The 24020-nt window shown below is 61.1% G+C and carries 19 protein-coding genes and 2 tRNA genes; 3 read left to right on the top strand and 18 right to left on the bottom strand.

The window, feature by feature from the left end:
- Nucleotides 1-107 precede the first annotated feature (107 nt).
- On the top strand, nucleotides 108-845 hold the full coding sequence (locus tag OBACDRAFT_RS25270; RefSeq protein WP_052361677.1) for a DUF6515 family protein: 738 nt from the start codon (nucleotides 108-110) through the stop codon (nucleotides 843-845).
- Between the two features lie 219 nt (nucleotides 846-1064).
- On the opposite strand, the gene OBACDRAFT_RS10700 is transcribed toward OBACDRAFT_RS25270, so the two are convergent.
- Together OBACDRAFT_RS10700 and OBACDRAFT_RS10695 are read right to left on the bottom strand one after the other, a co-directional pair.
- The gene (locus tag OBACDRAFT_RS10700) at nucleotides 1065-2099 is read right to left on the bottom strand and encodes a zinc-dependent alcohol dehydrogenase (protein ID WP_043585420.1); all 1035 of its coding nucleotides are present in this window, start codon (nucleotides 2097-2099) and stop codon (nucleotides 1065-1067) included.
- A gap of 145 nt (nucleotides 2100-2244) precedes the next feature.
- The gene (locus OBACDRAFT_RS10695; protein WP_043585419.1) at nucleotides 2245-3267 is read right to left on the bottom strand and encodes a zinc-dependent alcohol dehydrogenase; all 1023 of its coding nucleotides are present in this window, start codon (nucleotides 3265-3267) and stop codon (nucleotides 2245-2247) included.
- Nucleotides 3268-3358: 91 nt separating this feature from the next.
- Between OBACDRAFT_RS10695 and OBACDRAFT_RS10690 the strand changes: the two genes are divergently transcribed.
- Nucleotides 3359-4312 carry a helix-turn-helix domain-containing protein gene (locus tag OBACDRAFT_RS10690; protein WP_043585418.1) on the top strand — a complete coding sequence of 318 codons (954 nt, stop codon included), beginning with the start codon at nucleotides 3359-3361 and terminating at the stop codon, nucleotides 4310-4312.
- Between the two features lie 57 nt (nucleotides 4313-4369).
- Here the strand turns inward: OBACDRAFT_RS10690 and OBACDRAFT_RS10685 are convergent, their stop codons facing one another.
- Nucleotides 4370-4945 carry an NUDIX hydrolase gene (locus OBACDRAFT_RS10685; protein WP_043585498.1) on the bottom strand — a complete coding sequence of 192 codons (576 nt, stop codon included), beginning with the start codon at nucleotides 4943-4945 and terminating at the stop codon, nucleotides 4370-4372.
- Between the two features lie 62 nt (nucleotides 4946-5007).
- Between OBACDRAFT_RS10685 and OBACDRAFT_RS10680 the strand changes: the two genes are divergently transcribed.
- Nucleotides 5008-5481, top strand: a complete 474-nt coding sequence (locus OBACDRAFT_RS10680) for a hypothetical protein (RefSeq protein WP_043585417.1) — start codon at nucleotides 5008-5010, stop codon at nucleotides 5479-5481.
- Nucleotides 5482-5895: 414 nt separating this feature from the next.
- Here the strand turns inward: OBACDRAFT_RS10680 and rpoC are convergent, their stop codons facing one another.
- The 15 genes from rpoC to OBACDRAFT_RS30685 form a co-directional block, all read right to left on the bottom strand.
- The gene (gene rpoC / locus OBACDRAFT_RS10675) at nucleotides 5896-10137 is read right to left on the bottom strand and encodes a DNA-directed RNA polymerase subunit beta' (RefSeq protein ID WP_052361675.1); all 4242 of its coding nucleotides are present in this window, start codon (nucleotides 10135-10137) and stop codon (nucleotides 5896-5898) included.
- Nucleotides 10138-10241: 104 nt separating this feature from the next.
- Nucleotides 10242-14045 carry a DNA-directed RNA polymerase subunit beta gene (gene rpoB, locus OBACDRAFT_RS10670; protein WP_043585415.1) on the bottom strand — a complete coding sequence of 1268 codons (3804 nt, stop codon included), beginning with the start codon at nucleotides 14043-14045 and terminating at the stop codon, nucleotides 10242-10244.
- A 229-nt stretch (nucleotides 14046-14274) separates the two neighbouring features.
- A complete protein-coding gene (gene rplL / locus OBACDRAFT_RS10665; protein WP_043585412.1) occupies nucleotides 14275-14649 on the bottom strand; it encodes a 50S ribosomal protein L7/L12 in 375 nt (124 codons plus the stop codon).
- A gap of 152 nt (nucleotides 14650-14801) precedes the next feature.
- On the bottom strand, nucleotides 14802-15320 hold the full coding sequence (gene rplJ / locus OBACDRAFT_RS10660; protein WP_043585411.1) for a 50S ribosomal protein L10: 519 nt from the start codon (nucleotides 15318-15320) through the stop codon (nucleotides 14802-14804).
- 12 nt (nucleotides 15321-15332) lie between these two features.
- On the bottom strand, nucleotides 15333-16031 hold the full coding sequence (gene rplA / locus OBACDRAFT_RS10655; protein WP_043585410.1) for a 50S ribosomal protein L1: 699 nt from the start codon (nucleotides 16029-16031) through the stop codon (nucleotides 15333-15335).
- A 90-nt stretch (nucleotides 16032-16121) separates the two neighbouring features.
- Nucleotides 16122-16547, bottom strand: coding sequence for a 50S ribosomal protein L11 (rplK, locus tag OBACDRAFT_RS10650; protein ID WP_007360545.1), 426 nt, complete (start codon nucleotides 16545-16547; stop codon nucleotides 16122-16124).
- Between the two features lie 134 nt (nucleotides 16548-16681).
- Entirely contained in the window at nucleotides 16682-17260 is a 579-nt protein-coding gene (gene nusG / locus OBACDRAFT_RS10645; protein WP_043585408.1) for a transcription termination/antitermination protein NusG, read from the bottom strand.
- 24 nt (nucleotides 17261-17284) lie between these two features.
- On the bottom strand, nucleotides 17285-17488 hold the full coding sequence (gene secE / locus OBACDRAFT_RS10640; protein WP_043585406.1) for a preprotein translocase subunit SecE: 204 nt from the start codon (nucleotides 17486-17488) through the stop codon (nucleotides 17285-17287).
- A gap of 51 nt (nucleotides 17489-17539) precedes the next feature.
- A tRNA-Trp gene (locus tag OBACDRAFT_RS10635) sits at nucleotides 17540-17615 on the bottom strand.
- Between the two features lie 131 nt (nucleotides 17616-17746).
- Nucleotides 17747-18937, bottom strand: coding sequence for an elongation factor Tu (tuf, locus tag OBACDRAFT_RS10630; protein WP_043585405.1), 1191 nt, complete (start codon nucleotides 18935-18937; stop codon nucleotides 17747-17749).
- An 80-nt stretch (nucleotides 18938-19017) separates the two neighbouring features.
- Nucleotides 19018-19093, bottom strand: a tRNA-Thr gene (locus tag OBACDRAFT_RS10625).
- A 94-nt stretch (nucleotides 19094-19187) separates the two neighbouring features.
- Nucleotides 19188-20054: a hypothetical protein gene (locus OBACDRAFT_RS10620; protein WP_043585404.1), complete on the bottom strand. Its 867-nt coding sequence runs from the start codon at nucleotides 20052-20054 to the stop codon at nucleotides 19188-19190.
- On the bottom strand, nucleotides 20051-20506 hold the full coding sequence (locus OBACDRAFT_RS10615) for an ExbD/TolR family protein (protein ID WP_052361673.1): 456 nt from the start codon (nucleotides 20504-20506) through the stop codon (nucleotides 20051-20053). The genes OBACDRAFT_RS10620 and OBACDRAFT_RS10615 overlap by 4 nt, the downstream gene beginning before the upstream one ends.
- Before the next feature lie 2 nt (nucleotides 20507-20508).
- The gene (locus tag OBACDRAFT_RS10610; protein WP_052361671.1) at nucleotides 20509-21270 is read right to left on the bottom strand and encodes a MotA/TolQ/ExbB proton channel family protein; all 762 of its coding nucleotides are present in this window, start codon (nucleotides 21268-21270) and stop codon (nucleotides 20509-20511) included.
- The gene (locus OBACDRAFT_RS30685) at nucleotides 21225-24005 is read right to left on the bottom strand and encodes a tetratricopeptide repeat protein (protein WP_043585402.1); all 2781 of its coding nucleotides are present in this window, start codon (nucleotides 24003-24005) and stop codon (nucleotides 21225-21227) included. Before OBACDRAFT_RS30685 ends, OBACDRAFT_RS10610 begins: the two co-directional genes overlap by 46 nt.
- Nucleotides 24006-24020: the final 15 nt, after the last annotated feature.

Here is a 24020-nt window from a genome sequence, read left to right as displayed (position 1 = left end):
TGAAAAGGTGGGATCGAAACCTGCCGGGGATGTGAGGCGTCAATGGTTCAATCCGACCGAACCGGTTCGGATGCAAAATCGAATCAAACTCCATTACAGCACACACCATGAAAGCCACACGTTCTCTCCGTTCGCTCCTTGGATGTTTTCTCGTCGTCGCCCTCGGCGCGACGGGACTGGTTGCCCAGCCTCGCAATGGTCCGCCGCATCATAATGGCGGCAAATCGAGCGGTTCCAGTTTCAACATCAGTGTGGGCGTGGGGACGCCGGGCGGGTTCGTGCAGGTCGCTTACGGCAAGGACAAATACTACTACAATCGCGGCGTGTTTTACCAACCGTGGGCGCAGAGCTACCGTGTGGTGCGTCCGCCCTACGGCTGTGTGGTGCCGGTGTTGCCGCCGCGTTATGCGCGGGTGTATGTCGGCAACACGTTTTATTACCGATACGACGACATCTACTATCAGCAGGTAAGCAATGGTTACATGGTCGTTGCCGCGCCCGCGCCGGTGGTGGTGAATCCAGCCCCCGCGACGCAAGTCGTGGTTTCCCAGCCTGCAACGCCGGCCCCGGTGGTGAAGATGGCGGAGGGCGCGCAATCGGTGTGGGTGGGCGATGTGGAATATCTGTTCAAGGACGGTCAGTTTTTCCGCAAGACGAAGGATGGCCTGATCTGGTCCGAGGCCCCGATGGGGGCGATCACGCGCACGCTGCCGCTGGATGCGACAAGCGTGTGGTATCAGGATATCGAATACTTTGAATGCGACAACATCTACTTCCGCAAGACGCCCGACGGCTACAAGGTCGTCACTGCTCCGTGGAAAACGCAGTTGCAGCCATCGTCTTAACGGTAGGGAGGCCTTTGTGCCCTCTGCCGAGGGCAGCCCTTCGGGCCATCGCCTTCGGCGATGCCATCTCCGCGCTGCTGCGCTCCGTCCGAGGCCTCCGAAACCACGCTCCATCTACCTATGCGCTTCGCATTCTCACACTACGCACGGCGGAGGCCTCGGAGAGGCCTCCCTACCAGATAGGTGATGGCTGCAGATCTCTTGAAAACGCTCTAAAGATCATCCGATCCGTATCCAGCCTTTCACGACATCCGTGCCGTCACCGTAGGCTTGGGCGTAGTCGGCGAGAGGCCAGTTGTGCGTCATGAGTTTGTCCGCCGGGATCAATCCGCGCTTCAACAAGTCGCACACCCAGGCATACGCCAGATGCTCTTCCGCGGGAGGACGCATGATAGTGACGTGGCCGGGTCCGACAGAGAAATCGAGCGCGGCATAGGCCTGCCCCTCGGGGACTCCATAAATGGCAATCACGCCGCCGTCGCCAACCATCGACAAACCTGTCTGCACCTGACCGGGCTCGCCGACGGCATCAAAGAAAAAGTCGGCACCGCGTCCGCCGTTGAGTTCACGCAGGCGGGCGGCGGGATTCGGTGTAGTTTTTACATTGATACCACAGGTCGCGCCGATGTCGCGGGCGAGCTGCAGGCGTTCGTCGCGGCGTCCGAGGACGATGATGCGCGCCGCGCCTCCGAACAGGCTCCAGAGCACGATGCCGAGTCCGGCAATGCCGGTGCCGGAAACGCACACGGTCTTGCCCGCGACGGAGGGAATGTAACGAAACCAGCTCGCCGTCTCGGCCAGCGAGATGGCGAGCACGGCGTGCGGCAGAGCAGTGCCTGCAGGCACGACTTGCTGGCGCAAGGCGGTGTAGTCATTAAGCAATGACGCGTCACCATCGGCGGCCATTGCAAGGCGGTCGCGCACGATGCCGAGTTCGGCGTGTCCACCCCAGGCGCTGGCGAGTCCGTCGCGCGAAGTGCCGGGCATGATCGAAGCAGGGCGCGTAACGAGATCACCGCGTTTGAAGGTGCGGACTTTCGCGCCGGTTTCGATCACCTCGCCGATGGCTTCGTGGCCGAGCACGGCAGGGTAGTCTTTGTGATAAGGCTGGCGTCCTTTGATGAGTTCGCGGTCGGTGGTGGCGCACACACCACAACCGAGGATGCGGACAAGAGCGTCGTAGGGACCGGGACGAGGCGCGGGAATATCGCGCAGTTCGAGTTTGCCGGGCGTGGGAACAATGAGGGCCTTCATGGGATTTACTGGATTTTTATTTTAACCACAGAGACACGGAGGCACGGAGAATCAATCCACGGAGAATGAGATTCTTTGTGTGATTGGTCTCTGTGACTCCGTGCCTCTGTGGTTAATTTTTAAGTGATGGAGGGGGGGGGGGAGATCAGCGCCAGTCGAAGAGCACGCCGAGGAAGTTTTCGGAACCGGCGCCGATCATTTTGTAAATTTCGGGAGCCTGCGCGGGACGGGCGTCGTGGGTGATGAAGTTGCCCGTTTTGATGTGTCCGTCGGCGATCCATTGCATGACGGCTTTCACCGCCGTGCCCGAATGCGCGCAGGGCGAGAAGCACGTGGGCAGGCGCTGATGCAGCGCATTGAGGTCGAGCGGAGTGGGGGGGGGATACCAGCCTTGGAAAACGAATTTGCCGCGCATGCGCAGAAGCGGAAACAGCGAATTGACGACGGCGGCGGAACTCGTGGTGTCGATGATGATGTCGTAGCCAAGCGGGGCGATTTCACGCGAGCGGGCGGCAAGATCCTCGGAAGTTGCGTCGATAACCCAGTCGGCGCCGTTGTCGGCGGCGATCTTGAGGCGCGAAACCACGCGGTCGGTCACGGCGACTTCCGCGCCTTTGAGACGGCAAATTTGCGCGGCGAACTGGCCGATAACGCCGAGCCCGGCCACAAGGACTTTCGCGCCCGCGGGTATGACGGCCATCTCGATGCCACGCATGGCCACGGCACCGAGTCCGGCGAGGACAACGGCGCGTGGATCGGCCCCGGCGGGGACGCGTTCACAACGATGCACATCGAGGGCGTCGCGGTTGAATTCCACGCCGTTGCACACATCGACGACGGCGTGCGAAAGATGGCTCGACATCCAACTCGCGCCCTCGAACTCGCCCGCGAGTTTGCTGGCAAAATAATACACAAGGTCGCCGTTCTTGTATCCGCGCGCAGCGGCATCGGCTCCCGTTTCAAGCACGCGGCCCACAGCCATGTAGCCGGGCACGTTGGGAAAACGGATCTCGGCCCGTTTGCCGAGCCAAGCCCAGCGTTCGGTGCCCACGGACACGCCACTGACAAGCGTCTCCACAAGGAGGTCGGAAGAGGTGGGCGCGGGCAATGGCACCTCGCCCAGCTCCACGGTTTCAGGTCGGACAAAAACAATCGCTTTGGAGTTCATACGCCGTCCAGCATCGGACACATCCACCTTGCAGGCCAGAGGGAGAAAACTGCTTTGATTAGGACAAAAATAAGATTATCCATCTCCGACAATGCCGTCTTGGATCACGCAAATTTCCCCGCAAATCAACCTCGTCTGGCGTGGTCGCTGGAAGGCGGAGGACATCGAACCGGCACGCGTACTCTACGATCACGAGTTGGTGGTCATCACCGAGGGACGTTGCACGATCCGGGTGGGTGAACGGGAACACGAATTGACGGCAGGTGATTTTTTGATCGTACCGCCAGAAACACTACACGTGACGACCGCCGGCGAAGGCGGCGTATATCGCTGGTGCGTGCATTTCGACTGGGTGCCGACGAGGCGCAAGGTGCTGCGCCCCTACTACTGTTTTTATCCACGCAAGCCGGTGGCGTCGCGCATCGTGACCACGCCGGCCTTCGTGCCGCCATCCGTGTTTCGCGGGAGTTGGCAGACGGAGGGCGTGATACCGGGTTTGCTGGAAACGCTGTTTCACCGCTGGCAGACCGGCGAGCCCCTGACGCAAGCGACATGCCGGGGCACCTTGATCGAATTGCTCACGCACCTGACCTGGCCGCGTCAGGACAGCAGCAGTGACAACGTTCGCAAAGACGCCAGACGCGGCCGCGAACGGACCCGCGAGGACCGCGCGCGCCAACTCGCACATTCCGTCAAAGACCTGCTCGACTGCGACGAGATGCCGCCGTTTGCCGGGATGGTGGAACAGCTCCGGCGCGGCGGACGCGGGCGGCGCGCGGCGACCAAAACCGAAGGCAGCATCCAGGCACGGCTGGCGTCGCTGGGTTTCAGTTATCCGCACTTGTGCCGGTTGTTCCGGCTCACGTTTGGCGTGACGCCGGTGGAGTACCGGACGGCGCGGCGGCTGGAGTATGCGAAGACCTTGCTGAGGACGCGCAAATTCACCGTTGCCGAAGTGGCGGCGGCGGCGGGCTTTGAGGACGCAGGATACTTCGCCCGAAAATTCCGCCAGCAAAACGGCGTGACGCCCTCGACCTTTGGCTGATGCTCGCCAAGCGCGGTTTTTGTTTTTGTCCGCCGCCTTTACAGCTTTCACCCATCATTACCGTCCAAGCTCCGTTTCCAGCCGCTGCCAGAGGTAGAGGAACGACAGGGCGAAGGAACGCGGGCGTTCGGCGATTTCGGCGGCGAGTTCCTCGCGCGTGAACCAGCGGCCGTCGTCGATCTCGGCGGGATGCAGCACAAAAGGGCCCTCGTGCTCCAGTCGGTAAACCCACACGAACTCCCAGCCGGTTTCGCGGCAGGGACCGGCGCGATGCCAGCGGGGGGGGGGGGCGGTGACGGTGATGCCAATCTCCTCGGCAAGTTCGCGCACGACCGCCTGATCGTAGTCCTCGCCCGCATCGACGTGGCCGGAGCATGATGACGCCCAGCAGCCGGGCGCGGTGTCCTTGGCCAGGGAGCGTTTCTGCAAAAATACCCGGCACGCGCGATCAAATACCAGCACGTGGATGGATCGGTGCAGGAGTTTCTGGCGGTGCACCTCGGCGCGCGTCTCTTGACGGAGCACGCGGTCGTTTTCGTCAACGACATCGAACAACTCGTCGAGGCGCTGGGCGTGGACAGGGACGGACGGCGTGGTGGCGGCAGAAGTGGCAGGGGGTCGGGTGGTGCTCATGTTTTTATTGCCGCAAGTCCGCGACACGTGTGCCTTGGTGGATTCAAAACCGCCCAAACACCATGCCAAAAATCGAAGTCAACAAGGTTGCCGAGATCCTGAAGCGCAACGAACTGGAACCCGCCGTCATGCGCGCGATCATTGAGGAAATGAACGCCCTCACGCAGCCCGAAGTGGACGAGGAGAAGCCACCTCCGGTCAAAAAACAGTGGTGCATCCTCATTTCCGATCCCGAAGGCACGCTCCCCGAAAACGACCTGACGGGCTGGGTGTTGCAGATTCCGGAAAACGAGAGCGTGCTCACCACGCAGGAGCGCATCCACAAGGCCGCCTACGAATTTAACACTACGAAGAAGGGCCGCATGTTGCCCGCCGAAACCATGGGCGACGCCATCGAAAACATCCCGGCCAAGCACTTCAAGGAACAGCAGGTATGGGTCAAATCGAAGACCCCGGTGCTCATGCTCCGCACGGACAACGAGATCCCGATGGAAAAAAGCGACAAGGACACACGCCGCCGCAAGGGCGACGTGTAAGGTGTAATTGAAAGCTTGGCGCGGGCGTCGCAAGCGACGCCCCTACAGCGGGCGGGACGCCCGCGCCACTTTGCCTTCAGCACGATGCCGGCAGGATGCCGGCGCTCCCAGGCGCTACCGCGCCAAATCCAAACTTTTCCGCCTGTCCCTCCCCCCCCCCCCCCCTCGCTAAACAGTTACCCGAGGCCTCCCTACCAAGTATCAAATGAGCTCCGCGTGAGTTTCTTTTTTATGCTGGTATGCGGCCCATCGGGTTGAGGATTTCAGGATAAAAAAACCGCAGCTTTTGAGGGCTGCGGTTTTTTTGGACGGGCGAAGGGTTTCGCGCCGGATTGTTGGTGTAGCCACACGGCGGAGGCCTCGGAGAGGCCTCCCTACCAGGTAGGTGATGGCTACAGTTTAGATGAAACTGTTCTAGCTGGCTTGCGCGTCGGCTTCGGCGGAGGCGGCCGCTGCAGGAGCGATCTCGGGAACGGCAGGCGTGGGCACTTCGGCAGCGACGGGGATCGGTGAACCGGTGTCGGTCGTTGCCATCGGCTCGGGCTCGGGAAGGTCGGCGCCAAAGGGCAGGCTGATCTTCACGCGTTTGTAAGCGGGGAGACCGGTGCCGGCTGGGATCAAGTGACCCATGATGACGTTTTCCTTGAAGCCTTTCAAGAGGTCCACCTTGCCGAGCGTCGAGGCGTCGGTGAGGACGCGCGTCGTTTCCTGGAAGGAGGCGGCAGAGATGAAGGACTCGGTTTCGAGCGAGGCCTTGGTGATGCCAAGGAGGATCGGCTCGGCTTCGGCTGGCTTGCCACCGGCTTCTTCAATGCGACGGTTGTCGGCAAGGAAGGAGGCGCGATCGACTTGCTCACCCCAGAAGTATTCGCTGTCGCCCGGATCAGTGATGCGGACTTTGCGGAGCATCTGGCGGATGATGATTTCGATGTGCTTGTCGTTAATCGTCACACCTTGCAGGCGGTAAACTTCCTGCACCTGGCCGATGAGGAATTCATACAGCGCAGAGGGGCCGAGGATTTCGAGAATTTCGTGCGGATCGGCAGAGCCTTCGGTGAGGTGCTGGCCTTTGTGAACGACGTCGCCGGGTTGCACGATGATGTGTTTGCCGGCAGGGATGAGATGCTCTTCTTCCTGCGAGGTTTCTTCGTTGCGAACGACGAGCTTGCGCTTGCCGCGCAGGGTTCCTTCGAACGACACGATGCCTTCGATGCGGGCCATTTCGGCGGCGTCCTTCGGGCGGCGGGCTTCAAAGAGTTCGGCAACGCGGGGAAGACCACCGGTGATGTCCTTCGTCTTGGAGGCTTGGCGGGGCGTCTTGGCGAGCAGGGCGCCGGGAGCAATGATGTCGCCTTCGTTAACGACGATCTGCGCACCAACGGGAATCGAGTAGGCGGCGAGCGGTTTGCCGGCATCGTCACGGATTTCGACCTGCGGATTGAGGTCTTCTTTGTGTTCGATAACGACAGTGGCAATGCGGCCCGAGGCTTCGTCCAACTCGTTCTTCACGGTGACACCGCGGATCATGTCCTTGAAGGCGAGCGTGCCGCCCTTTTCGGAGAGAACAGGAATGTTGTACGGGTCCCATTGGGCGAGGACGTCGCCTTTCTTGATCGGCTGGCCGTCGGCAACGTGAAGGAAGGAACCGACAACGATGTTGTGGGTTTCAACTTCATCACCGTCGTCGTCGAGGATGCTGATGGTGCCGGTTTTGTTGAGAACGATGCTGGCGCCTTCGGCGGTGTGCACGAGGCGGAGGCCGGTGTATTTGACCTTGCCAGCGGCACGGACGCGGATCTCGGGCGTTTTGAAGCCGCCGGAGGCAACGCCACCGATGTGGAAGGTACGCATGGTGAGCTGCGTGCCGGGTTCGCCGATGGATTGGGCGGCGATGATGCCGACGGAGTCACCTTGCTTGGCCACGCGGTTGGTGGCGGGGTTGATGCCGTAGCTCTTGGCGTCGATGCCGGTTTTGCTGATGGAGGTCAGCGGCGACATGATCTTAACGCGCTCGATGCCGGAATCGACGATCTTGGCGGCGAGTTCCTCGGTGATGAGGCCGCCGGATTCGATGAGGAGTTCGGAGGGATTGAGCGGGTTGTAGATGTCGTCGGAGGAGCAGCGACCGATGATACGTTCGGCGAGGCCGACGATTTCGTCGTCACCTTCGTAAATGGCTTTTTTCCAGATGCCGTCGCGGCTGCCGGTGTCTTCCTCGGCAATGACAACGTCCATGGCCACGTCGCAGAGTTTGCGCGTGAGGTAACCGGCGTCAGCGGTTTTGAGCGCTGTATCCGCCAAGCCCTTACGAGCGCCGTGCGTGGAGATGAAGTATTCGAGAACGGTGAGGCCTTCGCGGAAGGAGGAGAGAATCGGGCGTTCGATGATTTCGCCGGAAGGCTTGGCCATGAGTCCGCGGGTGCCGCAGAGCTGACGCACCTGCTGTTTGTTACCGCGGGCGCCGGAATCCATCATGATGTAAACCGGGTTAACTTCGTCGCGTCCGTCGTTGTTTTCGAGTTTGGCGAACACGGCCTTGGCAATGCGGTCGGTGGAGCTGGTCCACAAGTCGATGACTTTGTTCTTCCGCTCGCCTTCGGTGATGATGCCCTTGTTGAACTGGGCTTCGACTTCGGCGATCTTTTTGCGCGTGTCGGCAACGATGTCCTTCTTTTCCTCGGGGATGATCATGTCACCGGTTCCGATGGAGATGCCGGCTTGGAAGGCGGTCTGGAAACCGAGTTCCTTGAGCTTGTCGAGCATGACGACGGTGGCGTCGTGTCCGGCGGTCTTGTAGGTGTTGAGGATGAGGTCGCCGAGCTTGCCCTTGGGAACAGGGAAGTTCACGAAGCCGAGCGTGGAGGGCCAGATTTGGTTGAAGATGACGCGGCCCACGGTGGTGCGGACAACCTTGCGGTCGGCGTGGCCGTAAACGGTTTCGCGTTTGTAGTCGGGATTGGGAACGTCAACCCAGTCGTGCATCTTGAACGCGCCGTCGGCCTTGGCGAAGAGGACTTCGTTGAGGCCGGAGAGGAGCGGAACGTGCACGCCAGCGGCGGGTTTTTTGCGGGGTTCAATCGTCAGGTAGTAGGCACCGAGAACGATGTCCTGCGAGGGCGTGAGGATGGGTTTGCCGGAGGAGGGCGAGAAGATGTTGTTCGTCGCCATCATCAGCAATTTGCACTCCATGACCGCTTCGAGTGAGAGCGGGACGTGGACAGCCATTTGGTCACCGTCGAAGTCGGCGTTGTAAGCCGTACAAACGAGGGGGTGAACGCGGATGGCTTCGCCTTCGATCAAGACGGGCTCGAAAGCCTGAATCGACAAACGGTGGAGCGTGGGTGCGCGGTTGAGGAGCACCGGGTGGCCTTTGGTGACTTCTTCGAGGATGTCCCAGACTTCGGGGGATTTTTTTTCGATCATCTTGCGCGCGCCGCGAACGGTGTGCACGAAGCCGAGTTCCTTGAGGCGGCGGATGATGAAGGGTTCGAAGAGGACAAGGGCCATCTTCTTGGGAAGTCCGCATTGGTTGAGCTTGAGCTCAGGGCCGATGACGATGACGGAACGGCCAGAGTAATCGACGCGCTTGCCGAGCAAGTTTTGACGGAAGCGGCCTTGCTTGCCCTTGAGCATGTCGGAGAGCGACTTGAGGGGGCGGTTGCCTGCGCCGGTAACGGGGCGTCCGTGACGTCCGTTATCAAAGAGGGCGTCAACGGCTTCCTGCAACATGCGCTTTTCGTTATGGATGATAACGTCGGGCGTCTTGAGCTGCATCAGGTTGCGCAAGCGGTTGTTGCGGTTGATGACGCGGCGGTAGAGGTCGTTGAGGTCGGAGGTGGCGAAGCGGCCACCTTCGAGCGGGACGAGGGGGCGAAGGTCGGGCGGGATGACGGGGAGGACTTCGAGCACCATCCACTCGGGACGCGAGTGGGATTGGATAAAGCCTTGGATGACCTTGAGGCGCTTGGAGAGCTTTTTCTTGATCTGCTTGGACTTGGTGGCGCGCATCTGCTCCTGGAGTTCCAGGACGGTGGCTTCCATGTCCATGTTGACGAGACACTCGCGGACGGCTTCAGCGCCCATCTTGGCAACGAAGGAGTCGTCGCCGTATTCGTCGAGGGCCTGACGGTATTCGGTGTCGGTGAGGAGTTGTTTGAGTTCGAGCGGGGTTTTGCCCGGATCGGTCACCATGTAGTTCTCGTAGTAGATGACGCGCTCAAGGGAGCGGGCCGTCATGTCGAGCAGGAGGCCGAGGCGGCTGGGCATCGACTTGAGGAACCAGATGTGGGAAACAGGAACGGCGAGTTCGATGTGGCCCATGCGTTCGCGGCGAACGCGGGAGATGGTGACTTCAACGCCGCAGCGGTCGCAAACGACGTCTTTGTATTTGATGCGTTTGTATTTTCCGCAGGCGCATTCGTAGTCGCGCACGGGGCCGAAAATCTTCTGGCAGAAGAGTCCTCCGGGCTCGGGCTTGAAGGTGCGATAATTGATGGTCTCGGGGTTTTTGACTTCGCCCTTGGACCAGGTGCGGATGGTTTCAGGCGAGGAGACGGTGATTGAAACGCAGTCGAAGGGATTTTCTTCGGACCCCATGGCGGAGCGGGCTTCGTCGCGGGCATGGCCGCCGGCGGTTTCGTTGGGTTGGATGCTCATGTGTGGTGTCGTGTAATTGATGAACGGATACGCGGTGCGCGGGGGGGGGGGGGGGGGGGGGGAGGTCTCCACCGAGGAGAACCGCCCCCCTTGTGCCCTTGTGTTTAGTTGTTGGCGGCGAGCGTGGCGCTGAGGGCGTCGCGTTTGTTGAGCTTGATGTCGAGACCCAGGGACTGGATTTCCTTGATGAGAACGTTGAAGGACTCAGGCGTGCCAGCGATGAGGGTGTTGTCTCCCTTGACCAGAGATTCGTAAATCTTGGTGCGGCCTTGCACGTCGTCGGACTTGACGGTGAGGAGTTCCTGCAGGGTGTGCGCGGCGCCGTAGGCTTCGAGCGCCCACACTTCCATTTCGCCGAAGCGTTGTCCGCCGTACTGGGCTTTGCCACCGAGCGGTTGCTGCGTGACGAGCGAGTAGGGTCCAACGGCGCGGGCGTGGATCTTGTGGGAAACAAGGTGATTGAGCTTCATCATGTAGATGTAGCCGACCACGACTTCCTGATCGATTTTCTCGCCAGTGCGTCCGTCGTAGAGCGGGCTCTTGCCGGAGACAGGGAGGCCGGCGTCCTTGAGGTATTCGCGGATTTTTTTCTCCGGAATGCCGTCGAACACAGGCGTGGCGACTTTGATGCCGAGCTTGGAACAGGCCCAGCCGAGGTGCGTTTCGAGAACCTGGCCGACGTTCATACGCGAGGGCACGCCGAGGGGGTTCAAGCAGATCTGGATGGGCGTTCCGTCGGGGAGGAAGGGCATGTCTTCCTCGGGCACGATCTTGGCGACCACACCTTTGTTACCGTGACGGCCAGCCATTTTGTCGCCGACTTCGAGCTTTTGCTTGGTGGCGATGTAAACCTTCACCTGCTTGATCGCGCCGTTGCCGTTGTCTTCGCCGGATTCGACGCTGGAGACTTTGCGCTCACGGTCGGTTTCGAGTTCGTCGAACTTGGACTGGAAGGAGCCAATGATCTCCATGATCTTGATGCGAACCGGTGAGGGATCGATTTCGATGTGCTTGGAGACAGCGGCGAGTTTGCGCAGGAGGGTTTTGGTGATCTTGCGGTTGGCGGGAATGATGATTTCGCCGTTGGCACCGTTGACGACGTCGAGCGGGATTTTTTCGCCGAGGAGAATGTTGGAGAGGGACTCGGTGAGTGACTCACGGAGTTTGTCCATCTGCGTTTTGTATTCTTCCTGGATTTGCTTGGTCTGGCGGCGACGGTCAGAGGGAGAGAGTTTCTCGGCTTGATTGTCGATGCGGCTGGAGACTTTGACATCCATGACGATGCCGCTCTCGCCCGAGGGGACGATGAGGGAGGTGTCTTTCACGTCGGCGGCCTTTTCACCGAAGATGGCGCGGAGGAGTTTTTCTTCCGGGGCGAGTTCGGTTTCGGACTTGGGCGTGATTTTGCCAACGAGGATGTCGCCCGGTTTGACTTCGGCACCGACGCGAATGACGCCGTTGTGATCGAGGTTCTTGAGGGCTTCTTCGCCGACGTTCGGGATGTCGCGGGTGATTTCTTCAGGCCCGAGCTTGGTGTCGCGCGCAGTGACTTCGAATTCGTGGATGTGAATCGAGGTGAAGATGTCTTCCTTGAGCACTTTCTCGGAGATGAGAATGGCGTCTTCGAAGTTGTATCCGTTCCAAGGCATGAAGGCCACGAGGACGTTGCGACCGAGGGCCATTTCGCCTTTTTCGGTCGAGGGTCCGTCAGCGATGATGTCACCGATTTTGACGGGCTGGCCTTTTTTCACGATGGGCTTCTGGTTGAAGCAGGTGCTCGCATTGGAGCGCATGTATTTGCGCAGTTCGTAAATGCGGACGCCGTTTTTCGGGTCGTTCTTCGGGTTTTTGTCGAAGTTTTTCGGGAGCTGTCCGTCGGGCGTGACGACGATGCGCTTGGCATCGACGAGGGCAACGAGACCGGCTTCCTCGGCGACTTGGACGATCTTGGAGTCGCGGGCAACGCGCTCTTCGATGCCGGTGCCGACGTAGGGCGACTGCGCCTGGAGGAGCGGCACGCCTTGGCGTTGCATGTTGGCTCCCATGAGTGCGCGGTTGGCGTCGTCGTGCTCAAGGAAGGGAATCATGCCGGCAGCAATCGAGATGACCTGCTTGGGCGAGACGTCCATGTAGTGGACTTCGCTGGCATCGACTTCGAGGAATTCGCCGTCCTGACGGACGGTGACTTTGCCGACAAAGTGACCCTTGTCGTCGATCTCGGCGTTGGCCTGGGCGATGATCTTGGCCTCTTCCTGATTGGCGGTGAGGTATTCGATTTTGTCGGTGACGCGTCCGTCCTTAACAATGCGATACGGCGTTTCGATGAAGCCGAACATGTTGACGTGCGCGTAGGTCGAGAGGGAGTTGATAAGACCGATGTTCGGACCTTCAGGGGTCTCGATCGGGCAGATGCGTCCGTAGTGCGAGGGGTGAACGTCGCGGACTTCGAAGCCGGCGCGTTCGCGGTTGAGACCGCCAGGCCCGAGCGCGGAGAGGCGGCGCTTGTGCGTGACCTCGGCGAGCGGGTTGATCTGGTCCATGAACTGCGACAGTTGCGAGCGGGCAAAGAAGTCGCGGATGACGGTGGTGAGAGCCTTCGGGTTGATCAGCTTGTTGGGCGTGATCGAATCGACGCTTTGATCATACATCGTCATGCGTTCGCGGACGAGGCGCTCGGTGCGGGCAAGACCTTTGCGGCATTCGTTGGCGAGGAGTTCGCCGACGGTGCGGACGCGGCGGGAACCGAGGTGATCGATGTCGTCCACCACGCCTTGGCCCTGACGGAGTTTGACCAGATATTTGGTCGAGAGAATGATGTCTTCGCTGTTAACGATGCGCTCTTCAAGGGAGGTATCGAGGTTGAGCTTTTGGTTGATCTTGTAGCGACCAACGGCACCGAGGTCGTAGCGCTTGGGATCGAAGAAAAGGCGTTTGAGGAGTGCCTTGGCGTTGGCCGTGGTGGGCGGTTCGCCGGGACGGAGGCGCTTGTAGATTTCCTTGAGGGCTTCTTCTTCGTTGCGGGTCGGGTCCTTCTTGAGGGCGCGAACGATGGCGCCTTCGTCGATGGCGGTGTCGATGACGCGCAGCGAGGTGACGTCGTGTTTTTCGAAGGAGCGGACGATCTGCTTGGTGAGGGGTTCGAGGGCGCGGGCAAGGACAACGCCCTTGTGCGCGTCGATCACGTCCTCAACGAACGCGAGCGTGGACACGTTTTCCATCTCCAAGAGCTTGGAAACCTTAATGTCCTGAACGTTGTAGAAGAGTTCGAGGATCTTGGTGTTGTCGGAGTAGCCGAGGGCGCGGAAGAGCGTCGTGATGAGGAATTTGCGGCGGCGACGACGGCGGTCGAGATAGACGTAAAGGAGGTCGTTGATGTCGAACTGGACTTCGAGCCAGGTGCCGCGGTCAGGGATGATGCGGAAGGCAAAGAGTTCCTTGCCGTTGGTGTGGCGGTCCTTTTCGAAACAGAGGCCGGGGGAGCGGTGTAGTTGGGAAACGACTACGCGTTCGGCGCCGTTGATGATGAAGGAGCCGCGTTCGGTGACCATGGGGATTTCGCCCATGTAGATTTCCTCGTCCTTGATGAAGTCTTCCTCGCGCAGGCGGAGCTTCACGTAGAGCGGGACTGAAAAAGTAATGCCCTCGCGGATACACTCGATCTCGGAGCTCTTGGGCTCGCCGAGGGTGTAGCTGACGTATTCGAGGTTGAGGCGCCCGTCGTAGGATTCGATCGGGAAGACCTCGCGAAACACTGCCTCAAGACCCTGCGGCTTGCGCTGCTTGTCCGGCACGCCTTTCTGCAAGAAGTCCAAGTAGGACGTGATCTGGATTTCGATGAGGTTGGGCGGCTGGATTACTTCGCGTAGCTTGCCGAAGTTGAGACGCTCGGGTTGATTGCGGTCGGCCATGGGTGTTCCAGGTTGGATGAAAAAGTGAAAAGGACGTGCGGGCGGCGCTGGTCAGAATGCGCTGAAACGCGGAGATGAAAACAGCGCCTCCTAGTGGTGCAGGGGCGCGAAAAAATAACCTAAAAAGAACAGTTAATTGAAAAGGCAAAGGACAGGCCGCGCAAAAACACGGCCTGTCCCGAAATATCAGAAAGTTGCTTTGTGTCGGAAAACCAAGTGTGCGTGTGCGTTACTTGAGTTCGACTTTGGCACCGGCGGCCTCGAGCTTCTTTTTGATTTCCTCGGCGTCAGCCTTGGAGGCGCCTTCCTTGACGGGCTTGGGAGCGCCTTCAACGAGGTCCTTGGCTTCCTTGAGGCCCAGGCCGGTGATGGCGCGGACTTCCTTGATGACGCCGATCTTGTTGGCGCCAGCATTGGCGAGGATGACGTCAAACTCGGTCTTCTCCTCGGCGGGAGCGGCGGCGGCAGCGGCGGGAGCGGCGGCCACGGCAGCGGCGGCGGAAACGCCCCACTTGGCTTCGAGGTCTTTGACGAGGGCGGCGAGTTCGAGGACGGGCTGCGCGGACAGCCACTCGATGACTTGGTCTTTGGTGATGTTGCTCATGGTATTCAGATCCTGTCTTTGGCTAGCGGCGGTAAAATTGAGCCGCGCGTTTAAGAGACGTATCTCCTAGCTGTCGGACGGTTGATGGTTGAGTACCGCGCACCGGAGTGCGCGGAAGTGTGTTAATGGTTGATGTTGTGGTAGTGAAAAACTCAGGCGGCGGCAGGCGCTTCGGCAGCGGGAGCCTCGGGACCAGCGTCCTTCTTGGCCTTGGCGTCGAGCAGGCGAACGAACGAGGCGGCGTTGCTCGTGAGAAGGCTGAGGAACTGGGCGCGCAGGGCGTCGAACGGAGGCAGGTCAGCGATGGCGTTGAGGTCCTTGGCGGAGACGAGTTTTTTCTCCATCACGCCGACCTTGATTTCCAGCTTCTGCCTGGCCTCGAAGAATTTCTTCAAAACCTTGGCAACGCCGGCAACGTTTTCACCACCGACAACGATGGCGGTGGGACCGCTGAGGCTCTCGTCGATGTCGGGCAGGCCGAGGGCCTTGGCCGCGACTTTGAGGGAGCTGTTCTTGACGACGTGGAACTCGGCTTTTTCGGCACGGAGGCCGGCGCGGAGTTCGGCAACGTCGGAGACGGTGACCTGATTGTAGTTCGCGAGAATGACGTAGTCAGACTTTTTGAGGTGAGTTTCGACCTCGGCGATGATGTATTTTTTTTCAGCTCTCATGGGTCGATTTCCTTAGAATTTGCTGTATTCGGTGGCGGAAAGGCGGACGCCGGGGCTCATCGAAGCGGAAAGAGTGATGCTCTTGATGAAGCCGGTGCCTTTGAAGCCGGAGGGTTTGGCCTTGCCGATGGCATCAATGACGGCCTGGGCGTTTTCGATGACTTGAGCGGTGGTGAAGGAGCGTTTGCCGATGCCGACGCCGATGTTGGCGGCTTTGTCCATCTTGAACTCGACGCGACCGGCTTTGACGGCCTTGACGCCAGCGGCGATGTCGTCGGTGACGGTGCCAGCCTTCGGGTTGGGCATGAGGCCCTTGGGACCGAGGACGCGGGCGAGGGTGCGGACTTGCTTCATGGCTTCGGTGGTCGCAATGGCGACGTCGAAGTCGAGCCAGCCTTCGGTGATCTTCTTCATGAGCTCGGCGAGGCCGGCTTCATCGGCACCAGCGGCGAGGGCGGCTTCGGGATTGTCGGTGAAGACGATCACGCGGACTTTTTTACCGGAACCATTGGGGAGCGGCGTGGTGCCACGAACCATCTGGTCGCCTTGCGCCGGATCAACGGCCAGACGGAAGGAAAGCTCAACGGTCTCGTCGAACTTGGTTTTCGGGAACTTGGCGAGAACCTCGGCGGCTTCGGCCAATGTGTAGTCTTTGGTCAGATCCGCAGCTTTGAGGGCATTACGGAAGCGTTTGCTTTGTTTGGCGGGCATTGGTGACTCCTTGCGGTGCGAACGTCCTTGCGGTTTTGAAGCGCGGAGGACTCCCGCGTTGAGTTGATGGTTGTCTAACGGAAAAATCTATTAATCGACGACTTCGAGGCCCATGTTGCGGGCGGTGCCGGCGATGATGCGGATGCCCGCTTCCTCGTCATTGGCGTTCATGTCCTTGGCCTTGAGCTTGTAGATCTCAGCGAGCTGTTTCTTGGTGACCTTGCCCACCTTGTCCATGTTGGGCTTGGCGGAGCCGGAGGCGATGTTGGCGGCCTTCTTGAGCAGCACCGCGGCGGGCGGCGACTTGAGGATGAAGGTAAAGCTCTTGTCGGAGTAAACCGTGATGACGACCGGCAGAATCATGCCGTTCTGGTCTTTGGTCTTGGCGTTGAATTCTTTACAGAACGCCATGATGTTGACGCCTTGCGCACCGAGAGCGGGACCGACCGGGGGAGCGGGATTGGCCGCGCCGGCGGGGAGTTGGAGGCGAATGTAACCTTGAATCTTCTTAGCCATGTGAAACGTGATTTTTGATTTTGGATTTTAGCTTTTTGAACTGGTGGAATTTCGCCGCGGCTTAGAGGCGGGCTTGGGTCGAAAATCCGAGATCAAAAACCGAAAACCGGTGAGTCTCGCGTTGGTGCCGTGTGTTATTCGGTGATGCGCTGGACTTGCCAGTATTCGAGCTCGACCGGCGTGAACCGGCCGAAAATGGAAACGGAAATTTTGAGTTTGCCTCGTTCGGGGTCGATTTCGTCGATGCGGCCCGTGAGGTTGGCGAATGCGCCGTCGGTGATCTTGAGTTCTTCGCCGACTTCGTAGGAAACCTTGGGCACTTCTTTGCCGCTGGCGGCTTCGATGCGGGCGCGAATCTCGTCGATTTCGCTCTGACGGAGGGCAGCGGGCTTGTCGCCACCGACAAAGCCGATGACTCCGGCCGTCTCCTTCATGAAATACCACGGCTTGTTGATGAGCTTTTTTTCTTCATCGAACAGCTTGGCGTGGACGAAGACATAACCCGGATAGAGCTTGCGGGTCTTGGTGGTCTTCTTGCCGTTCTTCACCTCGGATACGACTTCGGTCGGAAGCAGCACCTCGAAGATGTAATCGCTGAGCTCCTCGGGCGCGATAAATTTGTCAATGTAGAGCTTCACCTTGTTCTCCTGGCCGGAGAGGGTGTGAAGCGCAAACCATTGGGCACCTGCGGGCACTTGGGTCTCAGTGGACATCGTTTTGGGTGTGGCGGAGTTAACTTAGCTCACCCATTTGGTGAACAGGCTGACGACCTCGAAAAGCGAGAAGTCGCAAATGCTGGTAAAAAGCCCGAGGATAATCGCGGCGGCGATCACCACGATCGTAGAGTCGCGCAATTCGCGGAGAGTCGGCCAGGCGGCCTTGCGAAGCTCAGTGACCATCTCCCCAAAGAAGATGCGGATGCTGCGAAACGGGTTTTTCATTGATGACGAACTCGGATGGACTGACGGACTTGACAGGTTTGACGGAAAAAGTGGCAGGCGCGGAGGGACTCGAACCCCCAACCGACGGTTTTGGAGACCGCTACTCTACCAATTGAGCTACACGCCTGTGTTTTTGATGACGAACTGACGAACTTATGGGAAATAAACTGACTTGTCGATCTGCAAAAAACTTTAGACGACGCAGCCGAGGCCCCGGAACCGGAGACCTCGGCGGTCGTGAAAACGAAACTCGAAATCTTATTCGATGATTTCGGTGATACGACCGGCACCGATGGTGCGGCCGCCTTCGCGGATGGCGAAGCGCTGGGTCTTCTCCATGGCGATGGGGACGATCAGATCGAGCTCAACGGCGATGTTGTCACCAGGCATGACCATTTCGACACCCTTCGGGAGGTTGACAACGCCCGTGACGTCCGTCGTGCGGAAGTAGAACTGGGGGCGATAGCCATTGAAGAACGGCGTATGACGGCCGCCTTCTTCCTTGGTGAGAACGTAGATCTCGGCCTTGGCCTTCTTGTGAGGAGTGATGGACTTGGGAGCCGCGAGGACTTGACCGCGCTCAATGGCTTCCTTGTCAACGCCGCGGAGGAGGAGGCCGACGTTGTCACCGGCCTGGCCGCTGTCGAGGAGCTTGCGGAACATTTCAACGCCAGTGACGACGGTGGTGGCGGTGTCCTTGAGGCCGACGATCTCAACGGTGTCGTTGACCTTGACGATACCGCGCTCGATACGACCGGTGGCAACGGTGCCGCGGCCAGTGATCGAGAAGACGTCTTCAACGGACATCAGGAAGGGTTTGTCGGTTTCGCGAGCGGGCTCGGGAATTTCGCTGTCGATGGCGTCCATGAGTTCGCTGATGGCAGCGATACCTTCGGGCTTGCCATCAAGAGCGGCGGTGGCGGAACCACGGACGATCTTGGCGTTGTCGCCGTCGAACTGGTACTTGGAGAGGAGCTCGCGGATTTCCATTTCGACGAGGTCGAGGAGCTCGGGATCGTCGATGAGGTCAACTTTGTTGAGCCAGACAACGATCTTCGGCACGCCGACCTGGCGGGCGAGAAGGATGTGTTCGCGGGTCTGGGGCATCGGGCCGTCAGCAGCGGAGACAACGAGGATCGCGCCGTCCATCTGGGCGGCGCCAGTGATCATGTTCTTGACGAAGTCGGCGTGGCCCGGGCAGTCAACGTGGGCATAGTGACGGTTGGCCGTCTCGTATTCCACGTGAGCGACAGAGATCGTCACGATCTTGGAGGCGTCACGGACGGTGCCGCCCTTGGCGATATCCGCGTAGGACTTGAACTCAGCCAAGCCTTTGTCGGCCTGGACCTTGAGGATCGCGGTCGTGGTGGTGGTTTTGCCATGGTCGACGTGGCCGATGGTGCCGACGTTGACGTGCGGTTTGGTGCGCTCGAATGTGCCTTTAGCCATAGTAGTAAGAGAGGTTAGGTTGGTTAGTTGAAGTAGGAGACCTCGGGGATTTGCGTCGCGAAGTCGATGGCGACGTGACCTGGAGCCCAGAATCAGATTCGAACTGACGACCTCACCCTTACCAAGGGTGTGCTCTACCAACTGAGCTATCTGGGCGAACCGGGAAGGTCAAAAAACGAGAAAAAGAGCGCAGACCGTGGGCATCTGTTTTTCCTTCGTCAACCGAAATCTGGCACGTTTTTCCAAATAGTTACGGGCCGACAGTAACGACGTAGGTTCCGGGACTTAAGCGGGAACCGATCCATGCCATCCTGGCCAGATAGCCGGCAAAATAGTCATCCCGCTCGGTCGATCCCGAACTGGCAATCACGCGCGGCATCCCAGCCAGTCCATCGGATTCCACTTTGACGAGAAACTCCATCACGGCGGGCGGCAACGCGTCGGTGGGGTCGGGCGGCAGGGAGCCCCGCTTCCCTGTCAGGACAAACTCCGCAACGACACGTCCGTCACCAACCCGGGCAACAGAAACGGCTCCAACCCTGTGAGGCAATGGGTCGCCATCAGCGTCATCCCGGCGGCCAATGCCCTGATACATATCCTTAACCGGGAAAATCCCCTGCCAGCCGGACGCCGGATCGGGCAGCGGGGGGGAGGGGGGAAGCGTCACACGGGCGCTCGCATCGGGGAAAAAGCTCTTGTCCTGCTCTTCGCCAAAAGCCGCCACCGTCCCGCCTCGCAAGGTCTCACGCGGCCCGGCCTGCGCGCTGCTCATGACGGTGGGCAGAAAGAGCGGGGTCGGATCAAGCAACGCAACCTGTTCGCGCACGGCGGGAGAATCACCCGCGCCTCTGGACTTGATGACCAGCCCCGGCACGGCAGGAACCTTGGTTTGCGCCCCTCCCCCCCCCCCCCCCCCTCCGCGAACAGGAGGGGCCATCGACGACATAGGGCCGGAAACGGGGAAACGCAGCCAGCTTGCGAGAGCGGCCAGAATCAGCGCAACCACGACGGTGGCCACAATGCGCGGCCACACGAGCTGACGTTCCTTGAGGATTGAGGCGCGCAGTCCTCCGGCGGCAGGGGCGGTGATGTCGGTAATGTTTTTCCGGATACTCACTGCGGGCGTTTCTCATGTTCCACCGGCATCTCGGCGGCGAGGACCACGCCCGCAAAGCCGGCTTCGGCGGCGATGGCGTAGAGTTGGGCGAGGTCGGCGGCGGAGACGGATGCCCCGGCCTGCACGAGCAAACGCGCGCCCGGACGTCCGGCAATCCGTTCTCTCAACCAGTTCCCCTCCTGCAGTTGTTTGAAAGTGCGCACTTCGCCATCGACCAGCGCCATGTCGTGACGCGGCACCGCGATCACCACGTCGGTCATTTGCGCGCCCGCCATGCTCGTCCCCGTTTCGGGAAGTTTAAAATCCGTGGCCAGCCCGGGAAACAGGATGAAGCGCGAGCCAAACAAACCGAAGAACAACAGGATCAGCCCGATGTTGACGTAATAAAACGCGTCGTAGCTGCGCGGCGGGTTGCGCAGGCGGCTGGCAAGATCGAGTGGACGAGTGATCATGGTCAGATGACAGGGGAGGCTGACGAAGGCGGCGACGACGGCCGCGCAGGCGACGTGGAGGGTGAAGCGCCGGCGGCGGGTGTCTGGACTGGGACTGGAAATTTGGGAGTTGGGATTTCCCCGCCCGCCGCAGAAAAGCTCTCTTTGTAGTCGGTTAGCAAATACCGCATGATCTCATTGCCCGCCCATTCGACATCGCGGACGATGGCGCGCACGCGGCCGTTGAGGAGGTGGTAGGCGAGATGCGCCGGGATGCCGAGCGCAAGGCCCGCGCCCGCCGTGATGAGTGACTGCCACATGCCGCCGGCGAGGGCGCGGGCGGTGGCATACTCGCCGCCTTGCATGAAGGAGTGAAACGTCGCCGTAAGCCCGAGCACCGTGCCGAGCAGGCCGACCAGCGGCGCGATCTGGGCGATGGCGGCGATGGAGCCGAGCCGGCGTTCGAGCGAGGGCAATTCGATGACGGCGGCGTCCTGCACGGCATAACGCATGCGCGTTTCGTCGTCGCCCGCGTGGATGAGCGCGGCCTTGACGACCGCCGCCACGGGGCCGGGCGTCTCTTCGCAAACTGTCACCGCTTCTACGATACGTCGTTTGGCGAGGATGTTTTTGATGCCGTCCACAAACGACGTGGAACGAATCTGTCCGCGGTGCAGGTAGAGCGTGCGTTCGATGAACAGAACGAGCCCGAGCGCGCCCATGAGCAACAGGACCCAGATCATGGGTCCGCCGCGGGAGAGGAGACTGAGGTGGAAGCCTTCCATGGTGAAAAAAGAGTAGCGAGCAGTGAGGAGTGAGTAGCGAGTAGAAAGGTTGCCAGTTGGTTAGCTGCCGATCGCAGGCGCAGGTGTTGTCGATGGGGGGGGGGGGGGGGGGAGACGGCGCGGCGGGACGTCCGGCGAGGCGCTGGCGGGCCAAGGGTCGCGCCGGGCAGCCCTTTGGTGATGATTAACTGCCAGGCGGTGCGCGCTTCCTCGTGGCGCGCGGCGGATTCGAGCAACTCGGCTTTGCGGAGGAGCAGGCGGGCCATCCAGTAACGGCCTTTCGGGCCGAGTTCGGCGGCGCGTTCTTCGTTGAGCAGAAAGGCGTCCTCCACGACCCACCAGGCGCGCAGGGCGCGGTCGGTGTCGCCACGGTCGGCCAGCATGTCACCGAGTTGGAATCCGGCCTCGACGCGGAGGTCCGCGCCGGCGCGGGTGTCGGCCAGGTCGCGGAGGCGTTCGTAGATCGTGAGCGCGCTTTCGTAGTGCGACACGTCGGGCGGAGCGGAGCGGGCGCGGTGGCAGTTGGCCAGGGCGAGGTGCGCGGCGAGCACGTCGGCGTGCTGGCTGTAGTTGTTAATCAGATACTCGTAGGCGAGTTGCGCGTCGGAGAAGTTGTTGTATTCGCGGGCGAGGTCGCCCTGCTTCATGCGGGCGTAAAAGACGAGGTCGCTCGCGGGGTAGTCCTTCGCCAGACGTTCGAGCAGGCGGTAGGCTTCGCGGATGTGCTCCTCGCCGCCGCGCCGGGCGGCGTGCAGGGCGGCCTGATAGAGCGCTTCGGGAGCGTAGGAACTGGTGCGGTAGTCGTCGGCCAGACTGGTCATGAGCCGCTGGGCTTCGGCAAGGTTGCCGGTGCGGGCGTAGTAGTCGGCTTCGACGATGAAGGAACGCATCTTCGTGTCCGAGTCCTGTGCGTCGGTGCGCAGCTTGCGAAGCTGGGCCACGGCCTCGGCGGGATTGCCCAGCGCGAAATTGGCCTCGGCCTGCAACAGGAGGGAACGGGCGGGGAGTTCGCGGCGGAGCACGGATTCCACGCCTTCGAGCGCCCGGGGTTCGGCGAAATTTTTGGCCAGCGCGAGGGCGCGCTCCGGCGCTCCGGAGTCGAGCGCAAGGCGCGCCTCCAGCCAGGCCATGCGGGCGCGCAGGTTGGGAGGCACGCCGGGTGTCTCGGCACGCAGGCGGGTGACGCGGGCCAGCGCATCGGCGGTACGGCCGGCGCTTTGCATGGCGAGGGCGAGATTCCATTCGGTCTGCCAGCGGCTCACGGCGTCGAATCGCCGGTCCGCCGCCAGCCGGTCCGCCACCGTCTGGGCGCGCGTCAGGGCGTCGGCGTCGCCGGATTTGAGTTCGGACATCACTTGCTGAAACATCAGGCCGCCGGCTGAAACACCCGCAGGAACCCGGGCAAGTGCCGCGGCGTAGGCGCCCGCCGCGCTGCGATAGTCACCCGCACGATAATAGGACTCCGCCACGAGGACGCCAAACAGGGCGCGGGCCGCGGGGTCGCGGGTGGCGTCGCGCGCCTGGGCCGCATAGCTCGCGGCGGCGCGGAAACGGCGCTGCTGCCACGAAGCGTCGGCCAGTTGCGCAAAAGCAGCGGCCCGGAGCGGCGATTGGGGGAAGCGTTCCACGACGGCTTTCGCATCCGCCTCGGCCTGCGAATAATCCTGCACGGCGAGCGCCGTCTCGGCGCGCACGAGGAGAAGGTTTTCCAGGATCGGGCTGGGACGGGGCGCGTCGATCCAGCCGTTGAGCCGGGTACGAAAGGTCGAGGATGCCGTGTCGTCGCCCGCGGTGACGGCGAGGAGTTGCAAGGCCACGCGTTGCTTGTCGCGGTCCACGCCGTCGGCCACGAGCGCGTCGAGCGCGTCGCGCCCGGCTTTGTTGGAAGCACCGGCGATGAGGCCGATGAGCAGACGATAATCATCGCGCACGGCGGGCTCGGAAAGCGGAAGCGCGGCGAGTTGTTTTTGCAGGAAATCGACCGCACTGCCCGCCCCGGTTTTGCGTCCGGCCTGCGCCAGAGTCATGGCATACTGGCGGGCGTAATCGTAGCCGACGGCGCGACCTTGGTATTTTTCGACGGAGGCCTTGAGTTGGTCGAGTTGCTCGTCGGTCACCGGCGCGCCGGACTCCAGCCGCGAGCGTTCGCGGGCGAGCAGGAAGCGGGCGCGTTGCAGATCGGAAATGGCCGACTCCTGCGCCTGCTGGAAGGCGGAGGTGGCCTTTTCGTAGTCCTTGTCCGCCTCGGCGATCAGGCCCTGCGCGTAGTGCCACCAGCCGCGTTCATCGGGGGCGAGTTCCGCCGGGTTGATCGTGCCGAGCACCGTGGTCGCCTCGCTCATCCGGCGCTGGCGCACGGCAACCAATCCGCTGAGCAAACGATAGGAAGAACTCGGCGCCCCGCGAAACTTCGCCAGCGCGGCCTGCGCCAGATCCGTGCGCCCCTCGTCCAGCCGCGCCTCCACCAGCGACAGCAGCAACTCGTCCGTCGCCGGGCCCGCCGGGGCGTGCGCCAGCAATTCCTCGTAAAGCGTGGCCGCCACCGAGGGAAATCCCATCGCCAGCGCCCGGCGCGCGCCCGCCTCCTCCACCAGCAACGGCCCCACCGTCACGGGACGGGGAGCGAGCGGCACGGGGTTGTTGGTTTGCGTAAAAAAGGGTTCATCCGCACGCACGCCGACAACGCCCCAGACGAGCGGGAGCAACAACAGGAGCGCGACGCGGAGGCGATTCATCATAAAACAAAAACG

This window comes from Geminisphaera colitermitum TAV2 (genome assembly GCF_000171235.2).
GTDB classification, from domain to species: domain Bacteria; phylum Verrucomicrobiota; class Verrucomicrobiia; order Opitutales; family Opitutaceae; genus Geminisphaera; species Geminisphaera colitermitum.
This window is presented reverse-complemented; position numbering and strand designations above follow the sequence as displayed.

Coding starts and splice junctions, on each gene's coding strand:
- rplA (WP_043585410.1), bottom strand. CDS start 16,031: ATGCCCGCCAAACAAAGCAAACGCTTCCGTAATGCCCTCAAAGCTGCG.
- rplL (WP_043585412.1), bottom strand. CDS start 14,649: ATGAGCAACATCACCAAAGACCAAGTCATCGAGTGGCTGTCCGCGCAG.
- rpoC (WP_052361675.1), bottom strand. CDS start 10,137: ATGAGCATCCAACCCAACGAAACCGCCGGCGGCCATGCCCGCGACGAA.
- OBACDRAFT_RS10680 (WP_043585417.1), top strand. CDS start 5,008: ATGCCAAAAATCGAAGTCAACAAGGTTGCCGAGATCCTGAAGCGCAAC.
- OBACDRAFT_RS10685 (WP_043585498.1), bottom strand. CDS start 4,945: ATGAGCACCACCCGACCCCCTGCCACTTCTGCCGCCACCACGCCGTCC.
- OBACDRAFT_RS10695 (WP_043585419.1), bottom strand. CDS start 3,267: ATGAACTCCAAAGCGATTGTTTTTGTCCGACCTGAAACCGTGGAGCTG.
- nusG (WP_043585408.1), bottom strand. CDS start 17,260: ATGTCCACTGAGACCCAAGTGCCCGCAGGTGCCCAATGGTTTGCGCTT.
- OBACDRAFT_RS10690 (WP_043585418.1), top strand. CDS start 3,359: ATGCCGTCTTGGATCACGCAAATTTCCCCGCAAATCAACCTCGTCTGG.
- OBACDRAFT_RS30685 (WP_043585402.1), bottom strand. CDS start 24,005: ATGAATCGCCTCCGCGTCGCGCTCCTGTTGTTGCTCCCGCTCGTCTGG.
- tuf (WP_043585405.1), bottom strand. CDS start 18,937: ATGGCTAAAGGCACATTCGAGCGCACCAAACCGCACGTCAACGTCGGC.
- rplJ (WP_043585411.1), bottom strand. CDS start 15,320: ATGAGAGCTGAAAAAAAATACATCATCGCCGAGGTCGAAACTCACCTC.
- rpoB (WP_043585415.1), bottom strand. CDS start 14,045: ATGGCCGACCGCAATCAACCCGAGCGTCTCAACTTCGGCAAGCTACGC.
- OBACDRAFT_RS10615 (WP_052361673.1), bottom strand. CDS start 20,506: ATGATCACTCGTCCACTCGATCTTGCCAGCCGCCTGCGCAACCCGCCG.
- OBACDRAFT_RS10700 (WP_043585420.1), bottom strand. CDS start 2,099: ATGAAGGCCCTCATTGTTCCCACGCCCGGCAAACTCGAACTGCGCGAT.
- OBACDRAFT_RS10610 (WP_052361671.1), bottom strand. CDS start 21,270: ATGGAAGGCTTCCACCTCAGTCTCCTCTCCCGCGGCGGACCCATGATC.
- secE (WP_043585406.1), bottom strand. CDS start 17,488: ATGAAAAACCCGTTTCGCAGCATCCGCATCTTCTTTGGGGAGATGGTC.
- OBACDRAFT_RS25270 (WP_052361677.1), top strand. CDS start 108: ATGAAAGCCACACGTTCTCTCCGTTCGCTCCTTGGATGTTTTCTCGTC.
- rplK (WP_007360545.1), bottom strand. CDS start 16,547: ATGGCTAAGAAGATTCAAGGTTACATTCGCCTCCAACTCCCCGCCGGC.